Source organism: Pseudomonas sp. NPDC087336, assembly GCF_044744285.1.
Lineage (GTDB): Bacteria > Pseudomonadota > Gammaproteobacteria > Pseudomonadales > Pseudomonadaceae > Aquipseudomonas.
On record NZ_JBIUYA010000018.1, the window covers coordinates 1 to 16,635 of the forward strand.

At 60.3% G+C, this 16,635-nt stretch carries 17 protein-coding genes; 5 read left to right on the forward strand and 12 right to left on the reverse strand.

What is annotated here, in order from left to right; all coding sequences use genetic code 11:
* The 6 genes from ACIO0C_RS18665 to ACIO0C_RS18690 form a co-directional block, all read right to left on the reverse strand.
* The coding region (locus ACIO0C_RS18665; RefSeq protein ID WP_401314425.1) for an aldehyde dehydrogenase family protein at positions 1–830 on the reverse strand (830 nt) is incomplete at its 3' end.
* Between the two features lie 79 nt (positions 831–909).
* Positions 910–1,737, reverse strand: coding sequence for a phosphonoacetaldehyde hydrolase (gene phnX / locus ACIO0C_RS18670; RefSeq protein ID WP_008055042.1), 828 nt, complete (start codon positions 1,735–1,737; stop codon positions 910–912).
* Positions 1,738–1,776: 39 nt separating this feature from the next.
* The gene (locus tag ACIO0C_RS18675; RefSeq protein ID WP_401314427.1) at positions 1,777–3,120 is read right to left on the reverse strand and encodes an MFS transporter; all 1,344 of its coding nucleotides are present in this window, start codon (positions 3,118–3,120) and stop codon (positions 1,777–1,779) included.
* A 269-nt stretch (positions 3,121–3,389) separates the two neighbouring features.
* Positions 3,390–4,556, reverse strand: a complete 1,167-nt coding sequence (locus tag ACIO0C_RS18680; RefSeq protein ID WP_401314428.1) for a 2-aminoethylphosphonate--pyruvate transaminase — start codon at positions 4,554–4,556, stop codon at positions 3,390–3,392.
* Positions 4,557–4,804: 248 nt separating this feature from the next.
* On the reverse strand, positions 4,805–6,196 hold the full coding sequence (locus tag ACIO0C_RS18685) for an FAD-dependent oxidoreductase (protein WP_401314430.1): 1,392 nt from the start codon (positions 6,194–6,196) through the stop codon (positions 4,805–4,807).
* A gap of 55 nt (positions 6,197–6,251) precedes the next feature.
* Positions 6,252–6,602 carry a RidA family protein gene (locus tag ACIO0C_RS18690; RefSeq protein ID WP_401314432.1) on the reverse strand — a complete coding sequence of 117 codons (351 nt, stop codon included), beginning with the start codon at positions 6,600–6,602 and terminating at the stop codon, positions 6,252–6,254.
* Between the two features lie 134 nt (positions 6,603–6,736).
* Between ACIO0C_RS18690 and ACIO0C_RS18695 the strand changes: the two genes are divergently transcribed.
* From ACIO0C_RS18695 to ACIO0C_RS18705, 3 genes are all read left to right on the forward strand, one after another.
* Entirely contained in the window at positions 6,737–7,612 is an 876-nt protein-coding gene (locus ACIO0C_RS18695) for a LysR substrate-binding domain-containing protein (RefSeq protein ID WP_401314434.1), read from the forward strand.
* Between the two features lie 132 nt (positions 7,613–7,744).
* Positions 7,745–8,290: a chalcone isomerase family protein gene (locus ACIO0C_RS18700; protein WP_401314435.1), complete on the forward strand. Its 546-nt coding sequence runs from the start codon at positions 7,745–7,747 to the stop codon at positions 8,288–8,290.
* 19 nt (positions 8,291–8,309) lie between these two features.
* Positions 8,310–8,834, forward strand: a complete 525-nt coding sequence (locus ACIO0C_RS18705) for a DUF3833 domain-containing protein (protein ID WP_401314596.1) — start codon at positions 8,310–8,312, stop codon at positions 8,832–8,834.
* A gap of 1 nt (position 8,835) precedes the next feature.
* Here ACIO0C_RS18705 and ACIO0C_RS18710 read toward each other — a convergent pair whose 3' ends face one another.
* From ACIO0C_RS18710 to ACIO0C_RS18735, 6 genes are read right to left on the reverse strand one after another with little or no spacing between them, the layout of a single operon-like run.
* Positions 8,836–9,333 carry a DUF2878 domain-containing protein gene (locus tag ACIO0C_RS18710; RefSeq protein ID WP_401314437.1) on the reverse strand — a complete coding sequence of 166 codons (498 nt, stop codon included), beginning with the start codon at positions 9,331–9,333 and terminating at the stop codon, positions 8,836–8,838.
* Positions 9,334–9,335: 2 nt separating this feature from the next.
* Complete coding sequence (locus tag ACIO0C_RS18715) at positions 9,336–10,601, reverse strand: class I SAM-dependent methyltransferase (RefSeq protein ID WP_401314438.1); 1,266 nt, start codon at positions 10,599–10,601, stop codon at positions 9,336–9,338.
* Positions 10,588–11,379 (reverse strand): DUF1365 domain-containing protein, encoded by a 792-nt coding sequence (locus ACIO0C_RS18720; RefSeq protein WP_401314440.1) that lies wholly within the window; start codon positions 11,377–11,379, stop codon positions 10,588–10,590. The genes ACIO0C_RS18715 and ACIO0C_RS18720 overlap by 14 nt, the downstream gene beginning before the upstream one ends.
* A complete protein-coding gene (locus tag ACIO0C_RS18725; protein WP_401314442.1) occupies positions 11,376–12,623 on the reverse strand; it encodes an NAD(P)/FAD-dependent oxidoreductase in 1,248 nt (415 codons plus the stop codon). The genes ACIO0C_RS18720 and ACIO0C_RS18725 overlap by 4 nt, the downstream gene beginning before the upstream one ends.
* A complete protein-coding gene (locus tag ACIO0C_RS18730) occupies positions 12,620–13,381 on the reverse strand; it encodes an SDR family NAD(P)-dependent oxidoreductase (protein WP_401314444.1) in 762 nt (253 codons plus the stop codon). The genes ACIO0C_RS18725 and ACIO0C_RS18730 overlap by 4 nt, the downstream gene beginning before the upstream one ends.
* Positions 13,378–13,800 carry a nuclear transport factor 2 family protein gene (locus tag ACIO0C_RS18735; protein WP_401314445.1) on the reverse strand — a complete coding sequence of 141 codons (423 nt, stop codon included), beginning with the start codon at positions 13,798–13,800 and terminating at the stop codon, positions 13,378–13,380. Before ACIO0C_RS18735 ends, ACIO0C_RS18730 begins: the two co-directional genes overlap by 4 nt.
* A 266-nt stretch (positions 13,801–14,066) precedes the next feature.
* Between ACIO0C_RS18735 and psrA the strand changes: the two genes are divergently transcribed.
* On the forward strand, positions 14,067–15,158 hold the full coding sequence (gene psrA / locus ACIO0C_RS18740; RefSeq protein WP_401314447.1) for an iron-containing alcohol dehydrogenase PsrA: 1,092 nt from the start codon (positions 14,067–14,069) through the stop codon (positions 15,156–15,158).
* A gap of 128 nt (positions 15,159–15,286) precedes the next feature.
* Entirely contained in the window at positions 15,287–16,582 is a 1,296-nt protein-coding gene (locus tag ACIO0C_RS18745) for an MFS transporter (protein ID WP_401314449.1), read from the forward strand.
* Positions 16,583–16,635 lie beyond the last annotated feature (53 nt).

Genomic DNA, 16,635 nt, shown 5'->3' on the forward strand with positions numbered 1-16,635 from the left:
TGCATGATGTCTTCGAAGAAGATGTTCGGCGACTTGCCACCCAGCTCCACGGTGGACGGAATGATGTTTTCGGCCGCGCATTTCATGATGTGCGAACCGACCGGGGTCGAGCCGGTGAAGGCGATCTTGGCGATGCGTTTGCTGGTGGCCAAGGCTTCGCCGGCTTCACGACCGAAGCCTTGCACGATGTTCAGCACGCCCGGTGGCAGCAGGTCGCCAATCAGCTCGACCAGCACGGTGATACCCAGTGGGGTTTGCTCGGCAGGCTTGAGCACCACGCAGTTGCCGGCGGCCAGGGCCGGGGCGAGTTTCCAGGCGGCCATCAGGATCGGGAAGTTCCACGGGATGATCTGCCCGACCACGCCCAGGGGTTCATGGATGTGATAGGCCACGGTGTTGCCGTCGATTTCGGCAGCGCTGCCTTCCTGGGCGCGCAGGCAACCGGCGAAGTAGCGGAAATGGTCGGCGGCCAGCGGGATGTCGGCGTTGAGGGTTTCACGCACGGCCTTGCCGTTGTCCCAGGATTCGGTGATCGCCAGGGTTTCCAGGTGCTGTTCGATGCGGTCGGCGATTTTCAGCAGCACCAGCGAGCGCGCCTGGACGGACGTGGCGCCCCAGGCATCGGCGGCGGCGTGGGAAGCGTCCAAAGCCTTCTCGATGTCTTCAGCCGTGGAGCGCGGGAATTCGGCAATGGGTTGGCCATTCACGGGCGAGGTATTGGTGAAGTACTGACCTTTGACCGGCGCGACGAACTCGCCGCCGATGTAGTTACCGTAACGGGACTTGAAGGAAACGACGGCACCGGGAGTGCCAGGATGGGCGTAGATCATGATGCTGTTCTCTTGTTGTTTTGGGTGGTGACCGCCCCTTGGACGGCCACTGTCAGTGAATTGCACAAGCCCGACAGGCTCAGCAGCCCTGAGGGGTTTCCCCACGGGCCAGACGCGCATTGATGTCTTCGATGACCGCCGGCAAATCGACGATGGTGTCGATCAGGTAGTGCGGGCGCGAACCTTCGAACATCTTGACGATGCGCGCGCGTTCCTCGGCCAGTTGCTCCAGGGATAAACGCTTGAACTCGTCATAGGTCAGGCCCAGTGCATTGCCGGAGCAGGTCAGCGCGACGGTCCACATGCCCGCGCTGCGTCCTTCGAGAATGCCCGGCCAGGTGTCATCGACCTTCACGCAGGCGGCGACGTCGCTGATGCCCAGCGCGATGACGTTGGCCAAGGCTTGAGCCGGGTGCGGGCGCCCGTTGGGCACTTCGTCGGTCGCCACCACGTGGTCGGTGACATAGCCGTTCTTGCGCGCCAGCTCCACGACTTTTTCCATGACCACGGCCGGGTAGCCGGAGCAGGAGCCGATTTTCAGACCCTTGTCGCGCAAGCCGTTGATGGTCTCGAGCGCACCGGGAATCAGCGCCGAGTGCAGCGCGATCTTCTCGATCTGCAGCGGCATGAAGCGCTCGTAGAGGGCGGTGACATCATCATCGGTTGGCAACCGGCCGAACACGGCATGGTAGCGGTCGGCAATCTGCGGCTCGTTGCACAGCGTACGGATGTGGTCCCACTTGCCCATGCCCATCGGCCCGCGGGCTTCTTGCAGGGACACCGCGACGCCGAACTCGGCAAAGGCTTCGACGAAAATCTGCGTCGGTGCGAAAGAGCCGAAATCCACGACGGTGCCCGCCCAGTCCAGAACCACGGCTTGCAATTGGGAAGGTTGTTTGTAGTTCATGAGAATTGCTCCAGTGATCAGTGTTTAATGTGTTCGGGGTCAGGAATGGGTGCCGAGGATGACCGGCTGTACTGGCGTCGAGGCCAGCACCGTGCTTTCCACCGTTTTCGGGCGGCTGTTCCAGAATGGCACCAGCATCAGGCTGGCCAGCAGTGCGGCGCCGGTGAACACCAGGAACACGGTGATGGTGTCGAAGTAACCCGGCAGCAAGCCGCCGAGCACCGCACCTACCGAGCCGCAGCCATTGACGAAGCCCGCGGCGGAGGCCGCGCCGTCTTTGCTGCCGAAGTCGATCGCCGCCGAGCCGCTGAGCATCGAGTCCGGCCCGTAGAGCGACAGGCCCATCATGAACAGCAGGCCGACCACGATGTAGAGGCTGCCGCTTTGCATGGCCGGAACGAACAGCGCAAGGCAAACGGTAAGGACCACCAGGCTCAGGACACAGACGGGTATGCGACGGGCGCCGAAGTACTTGTCCGAGGCGATACCGATGAGGATCGGCCCGATCAGGCCAGCCAGTTCAAACGAGGTGGGGACGATGGCGGAGGCCACCTTGCCGATCTCGGGCATGCGTTCGTAGATGATCACCGGCCCCCACAGCAGGATGGCGTAGCGCGCTGGCTTGAGCATGAAGTAGGCGAGGCCCAGCACCAGCACGGTTCGATTTTTCATCACCGTGCGCAAGCCTGCCCACATGCTTTCGCGCGGCACCACGACACTGCTGACGGGCTCGATTTCGATCTCGACAGGCGGCAAGCCGACGTCTTCTGGCTTGTTGCGTTGCAGGAAGAAGAACAACACCGCCACCACCAGTACCACCACGGCGCTGCTGATGAACGCGAGGCGCCAGTCGTGGTAGTGGTTGTAGGCCCACCAACCGGCAAACGGTGTGGCGACCAGGCCACCAAAGGCGTAGGAGGTGCTCCACAAACCCAGTACGCGGCCACGTTCGCCAGTGCTGAAGAAACTGCCGACGTTCTTGCACAGACCCGACCAGCCGGTGGACTGGGCAAGGCCCTGGACCAGCATGCAGGAGGCGAAAATCGGCAGGGTGGCGTAGGTACCCATGAGCAGCGCGGCCAACGCCGATATGACCAGTCCGCTCAGGACCACGACCCTGGGGCCGAAGCGGTCAGAGAAGTTGCCCCACAGAAACTGCCCCACGGCATACGCCGTCAGGTAGAGGGCGTCGAGATTGGCCATCATGGCTTTTTCGAGCATGAAGTCCGGGTCTTCACCAATACCCAGTTTCGCGACGGAAAACGCCTTGCGGGTGAAGTAGAAGGCGGCATACGCCACCCAGGTGATGAGAAAAACTTGCACGCGCCAGCGCTGGAGCGATTTCCAGCCGGTTGCGAGAGGATTTGTAGCGTTCTTGTTCATGGTGTTCTGATCCCGTATGTGGTGCCAGACAGCGCAAAGTAATGGGTTTTGTTTTTGTTTTCGGTACAGAAAGTCAGTCCACGCACGCGACATCGATGAGATGGCCGTGAGGTGGCATCCAGCTTTAAGCATTAACTTGACGCGGTCGCTGACGCTTGCCCGGCTGTGCCTGGCGCTCAGTCAGCGAGTCCATGTTGAAAAAAAGATCCCTGTCCAAAGGTGCTACCCATTGCACCCGTGCTCGAATGACAAGGACCTTTAAAGGGCGATCAGCCTGCCGGCAGATGCATGTCGACGTTCATCGCCACGAGACTGTCGGCGATGGCGCGCAGCAATTGATGGACGATGTATTCGTCGATTTGGCCGATACAGCCGATACGGAAACTGTCGGCAACGGTGAGTTTGCCGGGATAGATGATGAACTGGCGGGCCTTGAGTTCATCGTAGAAACGCTTGAACTCGAAGTTCGGATGCTCCGGGCTGAAGAACGTGGTGATGATCGGCGACAACCAACGGTCTTCGAGCAACGTTTTGAAGCCAAGCTTGCGCATGCCAGCGACCAGTACATCGCGATTGCGTGTGTAGCGCGCCAGGCGGCCATGCACGCCACCTTCGGCATCGTGTTGCTCCAGAGCTTTATGGAAGGCCACGACGCTGTGGGTCGGCGGGGTGAAACGCCATTGGCCGGTGCGCTCCATGTACACCCACTGCTCGTACAGGTCCAGGCTCAGTGAGTTGGCGCGGCCTTTGGCGGCCTCCAGCACGGAGCGGCGGATGATGACGAAACCGAACCCCGGAATACCCTCGATGCATTTGTTGGCAGAGGACACCACCACGTCGAATGCTATGTCATTGACCGTCAGGGGCACGGCGCCGAAGGAGCTCATGGCATCGATGATCAGGCTCTTGCCATGAGCCTTCACCACATCGGCGATTTCGCGCAGCGGATTGAGAATGCCGGAGCTGGTTTCGCAATGGACGATGAAGACGTTGGTGACGTCCGGATTGTCCTTGAGCAGGGCGTCGACTTCCTCGGGCTGCGGCGGCAGGTAGTCGCCTTTGTCCAGGGTGATGAAGGCGCGACCGAGGTATTCCAGGGTCTTGGTGGCGCGTTGGCCGTAGGCGCCATTCATCAGCACCAGTGCCTTGCCGTCACGCGGGATGGCCGTGGCCAAGGCCGCTTCCACTGAGTAGCTGCCGCTGCCTTGCAACGGCACGCAGGCGAAACTGTCGTCCGTTACGCCCGCCATGCCCAGCAGGTTCTGGCGAACCTCGGCCGTGACTTGATTGAAGGCAACGTCCCATGATCCCCAGTCGCGCAGCATGGCTTCCTTGGTGGCTCTGGAAGTGGTCAATGGCCCTGGGGTCAGCAAGTAGGGTTCACCCAAGGCGGGTGTAGCCAGTGCCTGCGGGGTCGGAAATTCAGCTTTGGTCATGATCTTCTCCGGCGGTGTTGTTTTTGTGGGGGAGTGATGCATGGAGTGATCAAAACATTTGCTGAAAAATAACTGAAATCGATTTATCACATGTCACAAACAAGCTGGGCTTATAAGTTGAAACAGGGTCGCGTTGCTCGATATCGGCTGACTCACGCCAATAATGGACGGTTGAAACCCGAAAACCCCGCCAGGCAAGCGCCAGGCAGGGTTGACCATCAAGCCAGAATCGAAGACCTGTCGCTGCGCTAAGCCTTGTCCGACTTGCCGGCCGCCGCGGCGAATTTCGCCAGGCGCACATCCAGTCGACGGGGGCGCAGGTTGTGGTCCTCGGCGTGCTCCTTGCGCCGGATGGCGTTGCGCACCATCAGCGAGCCCAGGTAGCGGATCGGCTCTGGCGGGAAGTGGCCGAGCGGGCCTTGTACCAGCGGCGAGCGTGTCCAGGGGTTGTCCACCCCCAACACCAGCGAGGAGAGGATTTGCCCTCCCATGTGACAGGGACCGACGCCGCTGCCGGAATAGCCGAAGCCATAAAACACGTTGCCGCTGGCGCCCATTCGACCGAAGAACGGCAGCCCGGTGACGGAGCGATCGGACGGGCCGTTCCAGGTGGCGGCAATGCCGACATCGGCAAAGTCTGGAAAGAACTCGGTCAGGGTATTGCGCAATAACCCTTCGTACGGTGAAGGCTGGTCAAACACCGGCAGGATGCGCCCGCCATAAGCGAAGGTATTGCCGCCTTTGCCGAGCATGATCCGGCCGTCCGGGGTGTTGTGGTAGTAGTGCACGAAGATGCGCGAGTCGAGCACGGTGACTCCGCTGGTCAGGCCGATTCGTTCGAGCAGGTCGGGTCGTGGCTCGGTGATGATCATGTCGCTGGAGACGATGGCCACCGAGCGCGAAAACTCCGGAAAAGCACGGGCCATCCAGGCGTTGATGGCCAGGACTACGCGCTTGGCCACCACGCGCCCGCCCGGCGTTTTGACGGTGGCCGGCAGCCCGTGTTCGAGTCCGGTCATTGGCGAACCCTCATGGATTCGCACGCCAAGTTCGAGCGCCACCCGGCGCAGGCCGCGCACCAGCTTGCCCGGTTGCACACTGGCCGCCGCTGGAGAGAACCAGCCTTCGACGTGCCGGGTTGAACCGGACATACGTTGCACTTCAGGGAGCGCGCGCTTGCTGAAGGAGTTGATGCCATGGCGTTCCAGCGCCGCAATCACCCCGTCCGTCGAGCCGACCTGGGCGCGGTTGGTCGCGGTGTAGAGCGTGCCATCGAGACGGTAATCGGCGTCCACCGCGTATTTTTTGCAAAAGTCGCCGATGGCGTAAATGCTCTGTTCCGACTCCTTGACCAGGCGCACGGCCTCCTCGACGCCGAACAAGCGCTCCAGGGTGAAGAACTTGGCCGACCAGGACAGCGCACAGCCGCCGTTGCGTCCACTGGCACCGGCGCCGCAGATGTCCGCTTCGACGATGACAACGTCCAGCTCGGGGTTCTGTTCCTTGAGCATGATGGCGGTCCATAGACCGGTGTAGCCGCCGCCGACGATGCAGACGTCGGCGTGGGTGTCCTGGCGCAATGGCGGGCAGGGCGTGTCGGATTGGCTTTTCAGGGCCTGGTCGAGCCAGTAGGGGCGCATGGGGTGTCTCCGTCAGGGTACCGGGGGTAGGGCGGGGCAGGGATTGAGGAAGCGATCAGCCGCAGGCGGCGACCACGATCATTTCCACGCGCCAACCGGGATCGATCAGATCGGCCAGGGTGCAAGCGCGTGCGGGGGCATGACCTTCGGGAAAAAATTCGTCCCAGACCCTGTTCAGCCCCTCATAGTCCTCGCGATGGGCCAGCAGGATGCGCGCCGAAAGCACCCGGCTGCGGTTGCTGCCGACACTGAGCAACAGCTGCTCGATGGCGCAAAGCACCTCGTGGGTCTGTGCCTCGATACCGCCGCTGAGGTCCGTGGCAACCTGGCCCCCGATGTAGAGGACGTTGTCATGCCGGACCATGTCCGAACGGCGTTTTATCGTGGCGAAACGTTCGATTTCCATTAGACATTCCTGATTGATAGCGCTGCAGCTCAGCGGGTAAGGCATTTGCGAAATCCATCCTTGCAGTTCATTGTTCATAAATAAAATCGATTTATCGTATGCGTGAATAAGTTGAAACTATAGGAAGGCCACCCATGACCATCTCCCATACCCAGCTCAAGGCTTTCCACGCCGTGGCCACCCATGGCAGTTTCACCCGCGCGGCCGAGCAGCTCTGCCTGTCCCAGCCGGCGGTGTCCGACCAGGTGCGCAAGCTCGAGGATTACTACGGTGTGATGGTGTTCTACCGTGACAAACGCCTGGTGCGCCTGACGGAAGTGGGCGAGCGCCTGTTCGGCCTGACCCAGCGCCTGTTCGACATCAGCGTCGATGCCCACGACATGTTGATGGACTACCGCACCCTGTCGACGGGCACCCTCAACCTGGCCGTGGACGCGCCGGTGCATGTACTGCCCTATGTCGCGCGCTTCTGTGCGCGATACCCGGGGGTGGATGTGAAAGTTGAAACGGCCAATACCGATGAGGTTCTGCAGCGGCTGTTCGGCCACCAGGCCGACATCGCCCTGCTGGGGCGCAATATCGAAGATGACCGGCTGCTCAAGCTGCCGCTTCGCAGCGACCCGATGCTCGCCTTCGTCGCCCATGACCATCCCTGGGCACAACGCAAATCCATCAGCCTCGCCGACCTGGACAACACGCCCCTGGTATTGCGTGAGCAGGGCTCGGTGACGCGGCTATCCCTGGAAGAGGCGATGGCGACGGCGGGCTTGCGCATTCGCAAGGCGATCGAGGTGGAGGGGCGTGAAGCGGCGCGCGAGGCTGTGGCCATCGGCATGGGGGTCGGAGTCGTCTCGGCGGCCGAGCTCGGTTCGGATTCGCGCATTCGCGGATTGCCGATTGTCGATTGCCAGCACCGCTTCACCGAGACCCTGGTGTGCCTTCGGGCACAGAGTTCCCGACGCATCCTGACGACCTTCTTTGACATTGTCAGGGAGGTGGCGGGGGAGTGATTTGCACAAGCGCTTGAGTTCGTCGGTGACCGCCTTCCAACACAGAGCGGACGTAGGGGTATTAGCTGTACAAAATGATAATTTGGTATAGCTTTTAAAGGTCCCTTGAAGCTTATCGAGGCCTTTGCATGTATGAAGACAGACCGTTTTATCCGCCGCGTTGTCTGTCTTGTTCTGATGCTCCAGAGTCCAGGACTGTTGGCTGATTGGCGCGAGGTCCTGCCCGATGCGCGTCGGATGGGGGGTGGGGAGATGCGCGTATTCGGTTTCTCCATCTACAGCGCGCAATTGTGGAGCCCGCGCCCGCTTGCCGGTGATCCGCCAGGCGCGGATGTGCCTTTTGCGCTGGAGCTGACCTACCGTCGCTCGATCAGTCGCGAGGATCTGGTCGAGGCCAGCATCAAGGAAATCCGGCGCCTGTCGCCCTCTCCGCCGAATTCGCAATTGATGGCCCGTTGGGAGCGGGAGATGCAGAAGGCGTTTGTCGATGTGCGCGCCGGTGACCGCATCACAGGCGTCTATTTGCCCGCAGAGGGCGCACGTTTTTACGTCGGAGAAAATCTGCGGCATGTGGTGAGGGACAATGCGTTCGCCGAAGCCTTTTTCGCCATCTGGCTTGACCCCCGAACCCGCGACCCGCAGCTACGCGCCCAATTGCTGGGCACCCCGAAACCCTGAAACCGTTGAGGAAATGCGCATGTTGAGGATATGGCTACTGATGCTGTGCATCGGCCTTGCAAGCTGCAGCCGGGTGGATGTGCAAACCTACAGTCAGGAAACGCCCAAGCTTGATTTGCGCGAATTTTTCGAGGGGCGGGTTGAAGCCTGGGGTATGTTTCAAAAGCGCTCAGGCGAGGTCACCAAACGCTTCCACGTGGAAATCAATAGCCACTCCGAAGGCAACCGGCTGATCCTCGACGAATCATTTACGTACAGCGACGGTACCCGGCAAAAACGGGTATGGACGCTAACCCCGGCCGGACCTGGCCAATGGCGTGGAACCGCTGGCGACGTGGTGGGCGAGGCGCGTGGTGAGTTGGCAGGTAATACATTGCGCTGGAGATATGTGCTGAGGTTGCCGGTGGATGGCAAGGAGTATGAAGTTCATTTGGACGACTGGATGTACTTGATGGACAAGAACACCCTGATCAATCGCTCGTTCATGACCAAGTTCGACGTGGAAGTTGGCCAGATCACCTTGTTCTTTCGCAAGCAGTCGTGAGTCAACGAGCAGGCTGTCCGGCCATCCAGTGCAATGCCGGCATCAACATCGCCCAAATCAATGCGAGTATCAGAACGCTGGGCCAAACCCCCAGCGGCAGCCCCACGTCTGCCAGACTGGCGCCCCCCCAGTAAGAGAGAGGCCCGCCAACAGTCCCCAGTAGGCTACCCATCCACCAGGGACGCCTTGTCCAGCTCAGGCTGTGACGCAAAGTGCTGGCGAAAAGTACCCAGAGTATTGCCAGCCAGAGCGGCAAAACGAGCGTGGCACCGGGAAACTGGAAGACCCCGAGGTGCAATAGTGCACTGTCCAGGACCCAGCCGCAGGCTGACACCTTGAACAGATAACGCCACTCATCAGGGGTGTTGAAAATCCAAAACAGGTGTATGGCCAGGCAGGTCATTGCAATCAGCAACAGCCAAGGCCGTTGCGCCCCCAGCACGCAGGCGAACCAGCCGATCTGGAAAAGTCCTGCGTTGAGCAACAACCGGCCTCGCACGCTCACGCCTCCAGGCCGAACGGCTGTGGCCGTGCCCCGGGTTTGGCGAGTAAAAGGTGCGCGGTGCCGATGCTTCGTTCCAGAAAGCCGCCCTCGCAGTAGCACAGGTAAAATTCCCACAGGCGGAAAAACGCCTGGTCGTAGCCTAACGCTTCCAGATTGTGCCGGCTGCGCCTCAGGTTGTCGTGCCACAGGCGAAGCGTGCGTGCGTAATGCAGCCCGAAATCTTCCATGTGATGAAGGTTCAGGTCGGTGTCGCGACTGATGGTGTGCAGCAGGGCGCTCACCGAAGGCAAGGCGCCACCCGGGAAGATGTAGCGCTGGATGAAGTCGACTGTTCTTTTCGCCTGCTCGTAGCGTTGGTCTCGAATAGTGATGACCTGCAATAGCATGAGCCCGTGGTCCTTGAGCAGGTGGGCGCACTGTTTGAAGTAGGTGGGCAGGAAGCGGTGGCCGACGGCTTCGATCATCTCGATTGACACCAGCTTGTCGTATTTGCCCGTCAGGTCACGATAGTCCTGCAACAGCAGGGTGATGCGATCTTCCAGGGACTGCTCTTCGATCAGGCGCCGGGTGTAGGCAAACTGCTCACGCGACAGCGTGGTGGTCGTGACCTTGCAGCCGTATCGGGTGGCCGCATAAATGGCCATGCCGCCCCAGCCCGTGCCGATCTCCAGCAGGTGGTCACCGGGTTTGAGATCGAGCTTTTGGCAGATGCGCTCCAGCTTGTACATCTGGGCCTGTTCGAGGCTATCGCTGTTGGAGCGGAACATGGCTGCCGAGTACATCATGCTGGGGTCCAGCAGTTGTTCAAACAGCGCATTGCCCAGGTCGTAATGCGCGCGGATGTTGCGTTGCGAGCCTTGGCGGGTGTTGCGGTTGAGCCAGTGCAGTGCTTTTACCAGTGGACGGCGTAAACGTGCCAGGCCGCGCTCCATTCCATCCAGCACGTCGAGGTTGGCAACGAATACCCGGACCACGGCCGTCAGGTCGCAGCTGCTCCAGTACCCATGGATATAGGCCTCGCCAGCGCCAATTGAGCCATTGACCGCCACCATTGGCCAGAGCGCCGCATTGTGCACTTCGATTTCGCCATGCGGTGCCGCGCCAGGTTGGCCGAAGCTCAGTGGCTCACCGTCGACGATGATGACCAGATGCCCGTGACGCAGGTGCGCCAGTTGACGCAAGACGCCTTTCTTCAATACGCGGGCGCTTATCCCGTTGGCCGCAGAGCTACACGTTATGGGGGTCAGGCTAGGATTCGTCATGGCGAGACTCCAGGTTCGCGGTGCGGTATTCACCGGCGGCGGCTTTATGGGAGAACAGCGGCAGACGCTTGAGCAGCAGACGCAGGGCCTGCGAGTAAATGCCGAGCAGGGTCTTGCCGGTCATCCAGGGAAACTCCAGAAGGTGGCGATGCAGGCTTTGGCGTGTCAGTTCGACACGCTCCAGGCCCAGGCCGGCTTCAAATATTTTTTGCTCACCCTGCCAATCCTGCATGGTGACTTGCAGCGTTTGGCCGGGAGCGGAAAAGCGCATGCGGTACTCCAGGTCACGAGGCAGGAAGGGCGAGACGTGAAAGCTCTTGGCGACCCTGTGGCATGACTCACCGGTTGCATGGGTCGGCAGTACATAGTGGTAACGCTCGCGCCAGGGGGTATTGCTGACTTCGCAGAGAATGGCGGCCAGGCTGCCGTCGGATTCGAAGCAATAAAACAGGCTGACCGGATTGAAAGACAGCCCCCAGCTGCGCGGCTGGGTGAGCAGACAGATCCGTCCCTGCGGCGCGTGACCAAGGGCCTGTTCCACGCGCTGGCGCACTGCATCGCTCAGGGTCATGCCCTGACGCGTTGCAAGCGGGAGGTAGTCGGTTTCGCGGAAGGCGAAGGCGGCCCAGCGCGAATGTCCGGCGAGCCAGGATAAGCCCAGCACCTGCGGTTGTTCCGCCAGATCGAGGTAGAGCATACCCATGCGGTAGCGAAACCCATGGACGCGCGGCAGCAGCCGTCGGTGGCTGACCCAGCCGCGGTACAACGCGCTGTTCACAGCTGTTCTCCGAAAGCGGCTGCCACTCGCAAGGCGCTTACCACGCCATCCTCGTGGAAACCGTTGGCCCAGTAGGCGCCGCAGTAGTAGCTGAACCGGGCGCCCTGTAATTCTTGCCAGCGTGCCTGTGCGACCAGGCCTGCCTGGCTGTATTGCGGATGGGCGTAGCGCAAGCGCTGGAGGATTTTGCCCGGGTCAATGGCCGCGGTCTGGTTCAGGCTGACGCAGAAGGTGGTGTTGCTCGAAAGCCCCTGGAGGATATTCATGTTGTAGGTGACAGCGGCCAGGTGCCGGGCTGAGCCGCCGAGGCGGTAATTCCAGCTCGCCCACGCTCGGCGACGGTTGGGCAACAGGCGGGTATCGCTGTGCAGTACCACATCGTTCTCGGCGTAATGCAGTGCGCCGAGTATCTCCCGCTCGGCCTGGCTGGGAGCGGCCAGCAGCCGTAACGCCTGGTCGCTGTGACAGGCGAACACGACGTTGTCAAAACGCTGGCTGCCTGTCGCACAGTGCAGGGTGACCCCACCCGCGTCACGCTCCACCCGATACACCGGGCAGTTGAGGCGGATACGCTCGACAAAGCCTTCGCTCAACGCGGCTACGTAACGGCGCGAACCGCCGCTGACCACGCGCCATTGCGGCCGATGGGTGACGGACAGGAGCCCATGATTTTTGCAAAAGCGTACGAAGAACTGCAGCGGAAAACGCTGCATGTCGCCCAGTGACATCGACCAGATCGCCGACCCCATGGGCACTATGTAATGTTCGATAAAACGCTGGCCGTAGCCGTTTTGCCGTAGATAGTCTCCCAGCGTGATGTCGGCAGTCATGCGCTGTTCGTCAAGGTCACGCAAGGCTTGGCGGTTGAAGCGCAAAATCTCGCGCAACATGCCCCAGAATCCAGGTGAAAGCAGATTGCGCCGCTGGGCAAACACCTGGTTGAGGTTGCCGCCATTGTATTCGATGCCGGTCTGCGGATCCTGAACCGAGAAGCTCATCTCGGTGGGTTGCGAGGCCACGCCGAGTTGATCCAGCAGACGGATGAAGTTGGGGTAGGTCCAGTCGTTGAAGACGATAAAACCCGTATCGATGGCATGGCGTTCGCCCTGTACTTCCACGTCAACGGTATGGCTATGGCCACCGATCCAGTCACTGGCCTCGAATACAGTGATATCGTGCCGACGGTTGAGCAGGTAGGCGCAGGTCAGGCCGGAAATGCCGCTGCCGATGATGGCTATTTTCATGACGGCTCTTGCGTGGCTGGACGCGCCATGCGTCTGCCCAGCGTCAGTTGCAGGCGTTGAGGCAATAACGCCAATGCGCGCAAGACGGCAATGAATGGCCCGGGAAATGCAATTTCCAGTGGCCGTTTTTCCAGTCGGGTGGTGATGTAGACGGCAGCTTTGCCGACCGGCCAACGCATCGGCATCGGAAAATCGTTCTGTCGCGTGAGTGGCGTATCGACAAAGCCCGGGCTCACGAGCGTGACGTCGATACCCTCGTGTACCAGGTCGATGCGTAACGATTGAAACAGGTAACGCATCGCCGCCTTGGAGGCGCCATAAGCTTCGGCGCGCGGTAACGGCAGGTAGGTCACCGAGCTGCACACGGCCACCAGATGCGGCCGCTTGGCCTTGCGCAACAGCGGTAGGGCAGCTTCCACGCAGTAGGCGGCGGAAAACAGATTGGCCCGCATCACACGTTCGATCATGCTGGCTTCAAAGACGCCGGCGTCCACATACTCGCAGGTGCCAGCGTTGAGGATGACCTGGTCCAGATGGCCCCAGACTTGCCCGATTCGCTCACCCATGGCTTGAACTTCGCGTGGCTCGGTCAAGTCGCCTGGCAAAAGAAGTACCTGCTGCGGATAACCCCTGTGCAATCTTTCCAAGGCCTCTACATTGCGGGCGCTGACAGCCAGGAAATGACCCTGGGTCAATAAGATCTCCGCCAGGGCGGCACCTATGCCGCTGCTGGCTCCAGTGAGCCAGATGCGTTTCATGCCAACCTCCGTTTTAGCCAGCCAATCGCGGTTCCCATCAGAGGCAAGTGCTCATAGAGCAGAGCGCCCGCATCAAAATAGTCGCGATGCTGATACACCTTCTCGTGCCACAGCAGGTACGAACAGCCAACGACTTCTATGCGTTGGCCATGGCGCAAGCGGGAATGGCGATAATGCAGGGTCCAGCGTAGATATCCGACGCCGTCTTGCGCTTGGTCATAGCCGTGGAACGTGAAGCGAAGTTCGCTGACGTTGGCGTATAGCTCAGTGAAGTATTCCTGCAGCGCTGGCAGGCCCTGGATCTCATGGAGCGGATCACTGAAGCGTACGTCGTGACTGTACAGCTGCTTGAGTTTGTGCAAATTGCGGCCGTCCAGCGCTGCAAATTCACTGGCGAAACATCGCAAGAAATCAGCCACGTCGTGTCTCCATTGCTGGCAGGCATGGAATTTCCCCTGTTTCATTTTCTTATACAGGTACAGGAGTTTTGTATAGTTATTTGAAGGATAGGATGCGGTCTGTACAAGTCAATTTTTTTGTACAACTTTTTTGGGGTTGACCGCTTTCCCACTCTGACCGCCGGTATCGGCTGTGCCGATGCATGCCTGCGAATTATCGATTTGTGCGGTTAACTCCGGGCCATGAGTATGGCGCCACGCCTTACAACAAAAAGTAGAGGACCGCCATGACCGCCCGATTCCATAATCCTGTTGATACACGTTTGGGCTATGACAGCCTTGCAGAGCTTGCCTCGATCACGGAAAACCAAAAGGTTGCCCTGGTGATCTTTCCCGAAGCGCGTGGGTTGGGACTGGTCGATCGCATTCAGGGTTTGCTCGGCGAGCGGCTGATCTACATTGTCGAAGATGTTCAACCCAATCCCGACGTCGCTCAATTGCGCGGCACCTATGAGCGCTTCTGGCAGGAAGCGGGCGATTGCCCGACGGTCATCGCCGTCGGCGGAGGCAGCGCCATCGATACGGCCAAGGCTTTGATCGTGGGCACGCACTCGGGTCGTTTCGATGAACTGCTCGCCTTGCTGGCAACGGGCAAGCCCTTTGTTCCAGCCCACAGCAAAGCGCTGATCGCGGTGCCCACCACGGCCGGAACCGGCAGTGAAGTCACCCCATGGGCGACGATCTGGGATACCGAGGGACAGAAAAAATACTCGCTGCACCTGGACTGCACCTGGCCCAAAGTGGCGATTGTCGATCCCGGTCTCATGCTCACCGTTCCGGCTGGCGTCACGGTTTCAACCGGTCTGGACGCGCTGTCCCATGCGCTGGAGTCCATCTGGAACATCAATGCCAATCCGGTTTCGGACACCTTCGCGATCTCCGCGATCGAAGACATTCTTGAGTGCCTGCCGCTGTTGCGCCATGACCTGGGCAACAAGGAGCTGCGCTCACGGATGGCACTGGCCGCACTCAAGGCCGGACTGGCCTTTTCCAATACCAAGACGGCGCTGGCCCACTCCATTTCCTACGAGATGACGCTGCGCCACGGCCTGCCCCATGGCATCGCCTGTTCCTTCACCTTGCCCCTGGTCCTGGGCCTGGCGTGGGGGCATGACGATTCGCGCGACAGGACCTTGCAACGGGTGTTCGGCAAAGACCTCGACGAAGCGCAGGCACAGCTGCGCAATTTCCTGCACAGCCTTGACGTAAAGACCGAGTTTACCGACTACGGCGTTACGGAAAAGGAAGCCCGGGAGATGATCCAGTTCGCAATGCAGGGCGCACGAGGCAAGAACTTCATCGGTGCGCAAGCCGCCTAGCACATTGCCTACCCCCAAAAAATGCACCGCCGTGGCGTAACGGGTCGCGGCGATTTCCGACGGCACTTGTACAAAAGGTGCGCCCTCCGATTCGCCTGGAGGGTACGAACAATAATAAGGAAAAGATCATGAATCGTGCCCAAGCTTTACCGAGTCTGGCAGCCTCCACTTCCTCGTTCCGGGTCGCTCAATGGCGCATGCTGCTGGCGGCGATGTTCTGCTACCTGTTTTTCTACACGGGCCGACAAACGTTCGGTTTCGCCATCCCAGGCATCCAGGCAGAGTTTGGTTTCACCAAGGAACATCTTGGTTGGGCCTCGGCTGCTATGTTGTGGGCGTATGCCATCGGCCAGGCGATCAATGGCAACCTTGCCGACAAGTTCGGTGGGCGCCGCATCATGACAGCCGGTGCCGTGTTGTCTTGTGCCGCCAATTGGATCACCAGCTTCGCCGGTAGCTTCGCAGCGCTCATTTTACCCTGGGGCATAAACGGTTACTTCCAGGCATTAGGCTGGGCGCCAGGCAGTCGGCTGATCTCCAATTGGTGGAGTACTGGCGAACGGGGCAAAGTCTATGGTTTTTACGTGTTCGCTGCCGGTTGCGCGTCTGTCCTGTCCTACGTGACCTCAATCGTTGTGCTTGAAGTGCTGCAACTGGAGTGGCGCTGGATCTTCCGCTTGCCGGTACTGCTGATGCTGGCTGGGGGCATCGTCTTTTACCTGGTGGCGCGTGAACGTCCACAGGACATGGGCTTCGAGCCGCTCGCCGATACCGGTGTGGCCAATGCCGATGACAAAAATCACGAAGTCGCCCACGGCGAAGTCGAAACCTCGGCGCAACGCTACAAGGCCGTCCTGAAAAATTACCGCTTGATCATCGCTGCAATCTCCCTGGGCTTCCAGAATGCCGCGCGCTACGGTCTTATCGTCTGGGTGCCGGTGCATTTTCTGGGCGCCGACTGGAAAAGTGGCGACAGCATGATCGATCCCAAGTGGATCACGGTGGCGCTGCCGGTGGGCATGGCCATCGGTGCGCTCAGCAATGGCTGGATCTCGGACAAACTGTTCGGTTCGAAACGCTACCTGGCGATCATGCTCTACATGTTCCTCGGCGCTGGCACCAGCCTGTGGATGTGGAGCCTTGCGCCCCACAGTGCCATCGGCCTTGTGGCGTTGTTTCTCTGTGGGTTCTTCGTCTACGGGCCCGCATCCAGTTTCTGGGCGCTGTGCCCGGATCTGGTCGGCGCCAAGCGCGCAGGCACCGCAACCGGCATCATGAACTTCTCGTCCTACCTGTTCGCAGGCCTGGCGGAGCCGCTGATCGGCAGTATGCTCGACAGTACCGGCAACACGTCGTTGATCTTCATCGTGGTCACGTCCGCCTGCCTGTGCAGCGCAGCGGTCGCCTTGTTCATCAGGCGTTGATTGCTGTTTTCACCGGTATGAATCAGGGCTGCGGCTCAGCAACAGGATCTTTT

What these genes read in the sequence shown, in the direction of transcription:
- ACIO0C_RS18675 (WP_401314427.1), bottom strand. Translation starts at nt 3,120, where the DNA reads ATGAACAAGAACGCTACAAATCCTCTCGCAACCGGCTGGAAATCGCTC.
- ACIO0C_RS18730 (WP_401314444.1), bottom strand. Translation starts at nt 13,381, where the DNA reads ATGAAACGCATCTGGCTCACTGGAGCCAGCAGCGGCATAGGTGCCGCC.
- phnX (WP_008055042.1), bottom strand. Translation starts at nt 1,737, where the DNA reads ATGAACTACAAACAACCTTCCCAATTGCAAGCCGTGGTTCTGGACTGG.
- psrA (WP_401314447.1), top strand. Translation starts at nt 14,067, where the DNA reads ATGACCGCCCGATTCCATAATCCTGTTGATACACGTTTGGGCTATGAC.
- ACIO0C_RS18685 (WP_401314430.1), bottom strand. Translation starts at nt 6,196, where the DNA reads ATGCGCCCCTACTGGCTCGACCAGGCCCTGAAAAGCCAATCCGACACG.
- ACIO0C_RS18715 (WP_401314438.1), bottom strand. Translation starts at nt 10,601, where the DNA reads ATGACGAATCCTAGCCTGACCCCCATAACGTGTAGCTCTGCGGCCAAC.
- ACIO0C_RS18745 (WP_401314449.1), top strand. Translation starts at nt 15,287, where the DNA reads ATGAATCGTGCCCAAGCTTTACCGAGTCTGGCAGCCTCCACTTCCTCG.
- ACIO0C_RS18680 (WP_401314428.1), bottom strand. Translation starts at nt 4,556, where the DNA reads ATGACCAAAGCTGAATTTCCGACCCCGCAGGCACTGGCTACACCCGCC.
- ACIO0C_RS18705 (WP_401314596.1), top strand. Translation starts at nt 8,310, where the DNA reads ATGTTGAGGATATGGCTACTGATGCTGTGCATCGGCCTTGCAAGCTGC.
- ACIO0C_RS18700 (WP_401314435.1), top strand. Translation starts at nt 7,745, where the DNA reads ATGAAGACAGACCGTTTTATCCGCCGCGTTGTCTGTCTTGTTCTGATG.
- ACIO0C_RS18690 (WP_401314432.1), bottom strand. Translation starts at nt 6,602, where the DNA reads ATGGAAATCGAACGTTTCGCCACGATAAAACGCCGTTCGGACATGGTC.
- ACIO0C_RS18725 (WP_401314442.1), bottom strand. Translation starts at nt 12,623, where the DNA reads ATGAAAATAGCCATCATCGGCAGCGGCATTTCCGGCCTGACCTGCGCC.
- ACIO0C_RS18695 (WP_401314434.1), top strand. Translation starts at nt 6,737, where the DNA reads ATGACCATCTCCCATACCCAGCTCAAGGCTTTCCACGCCGTGGCCACC.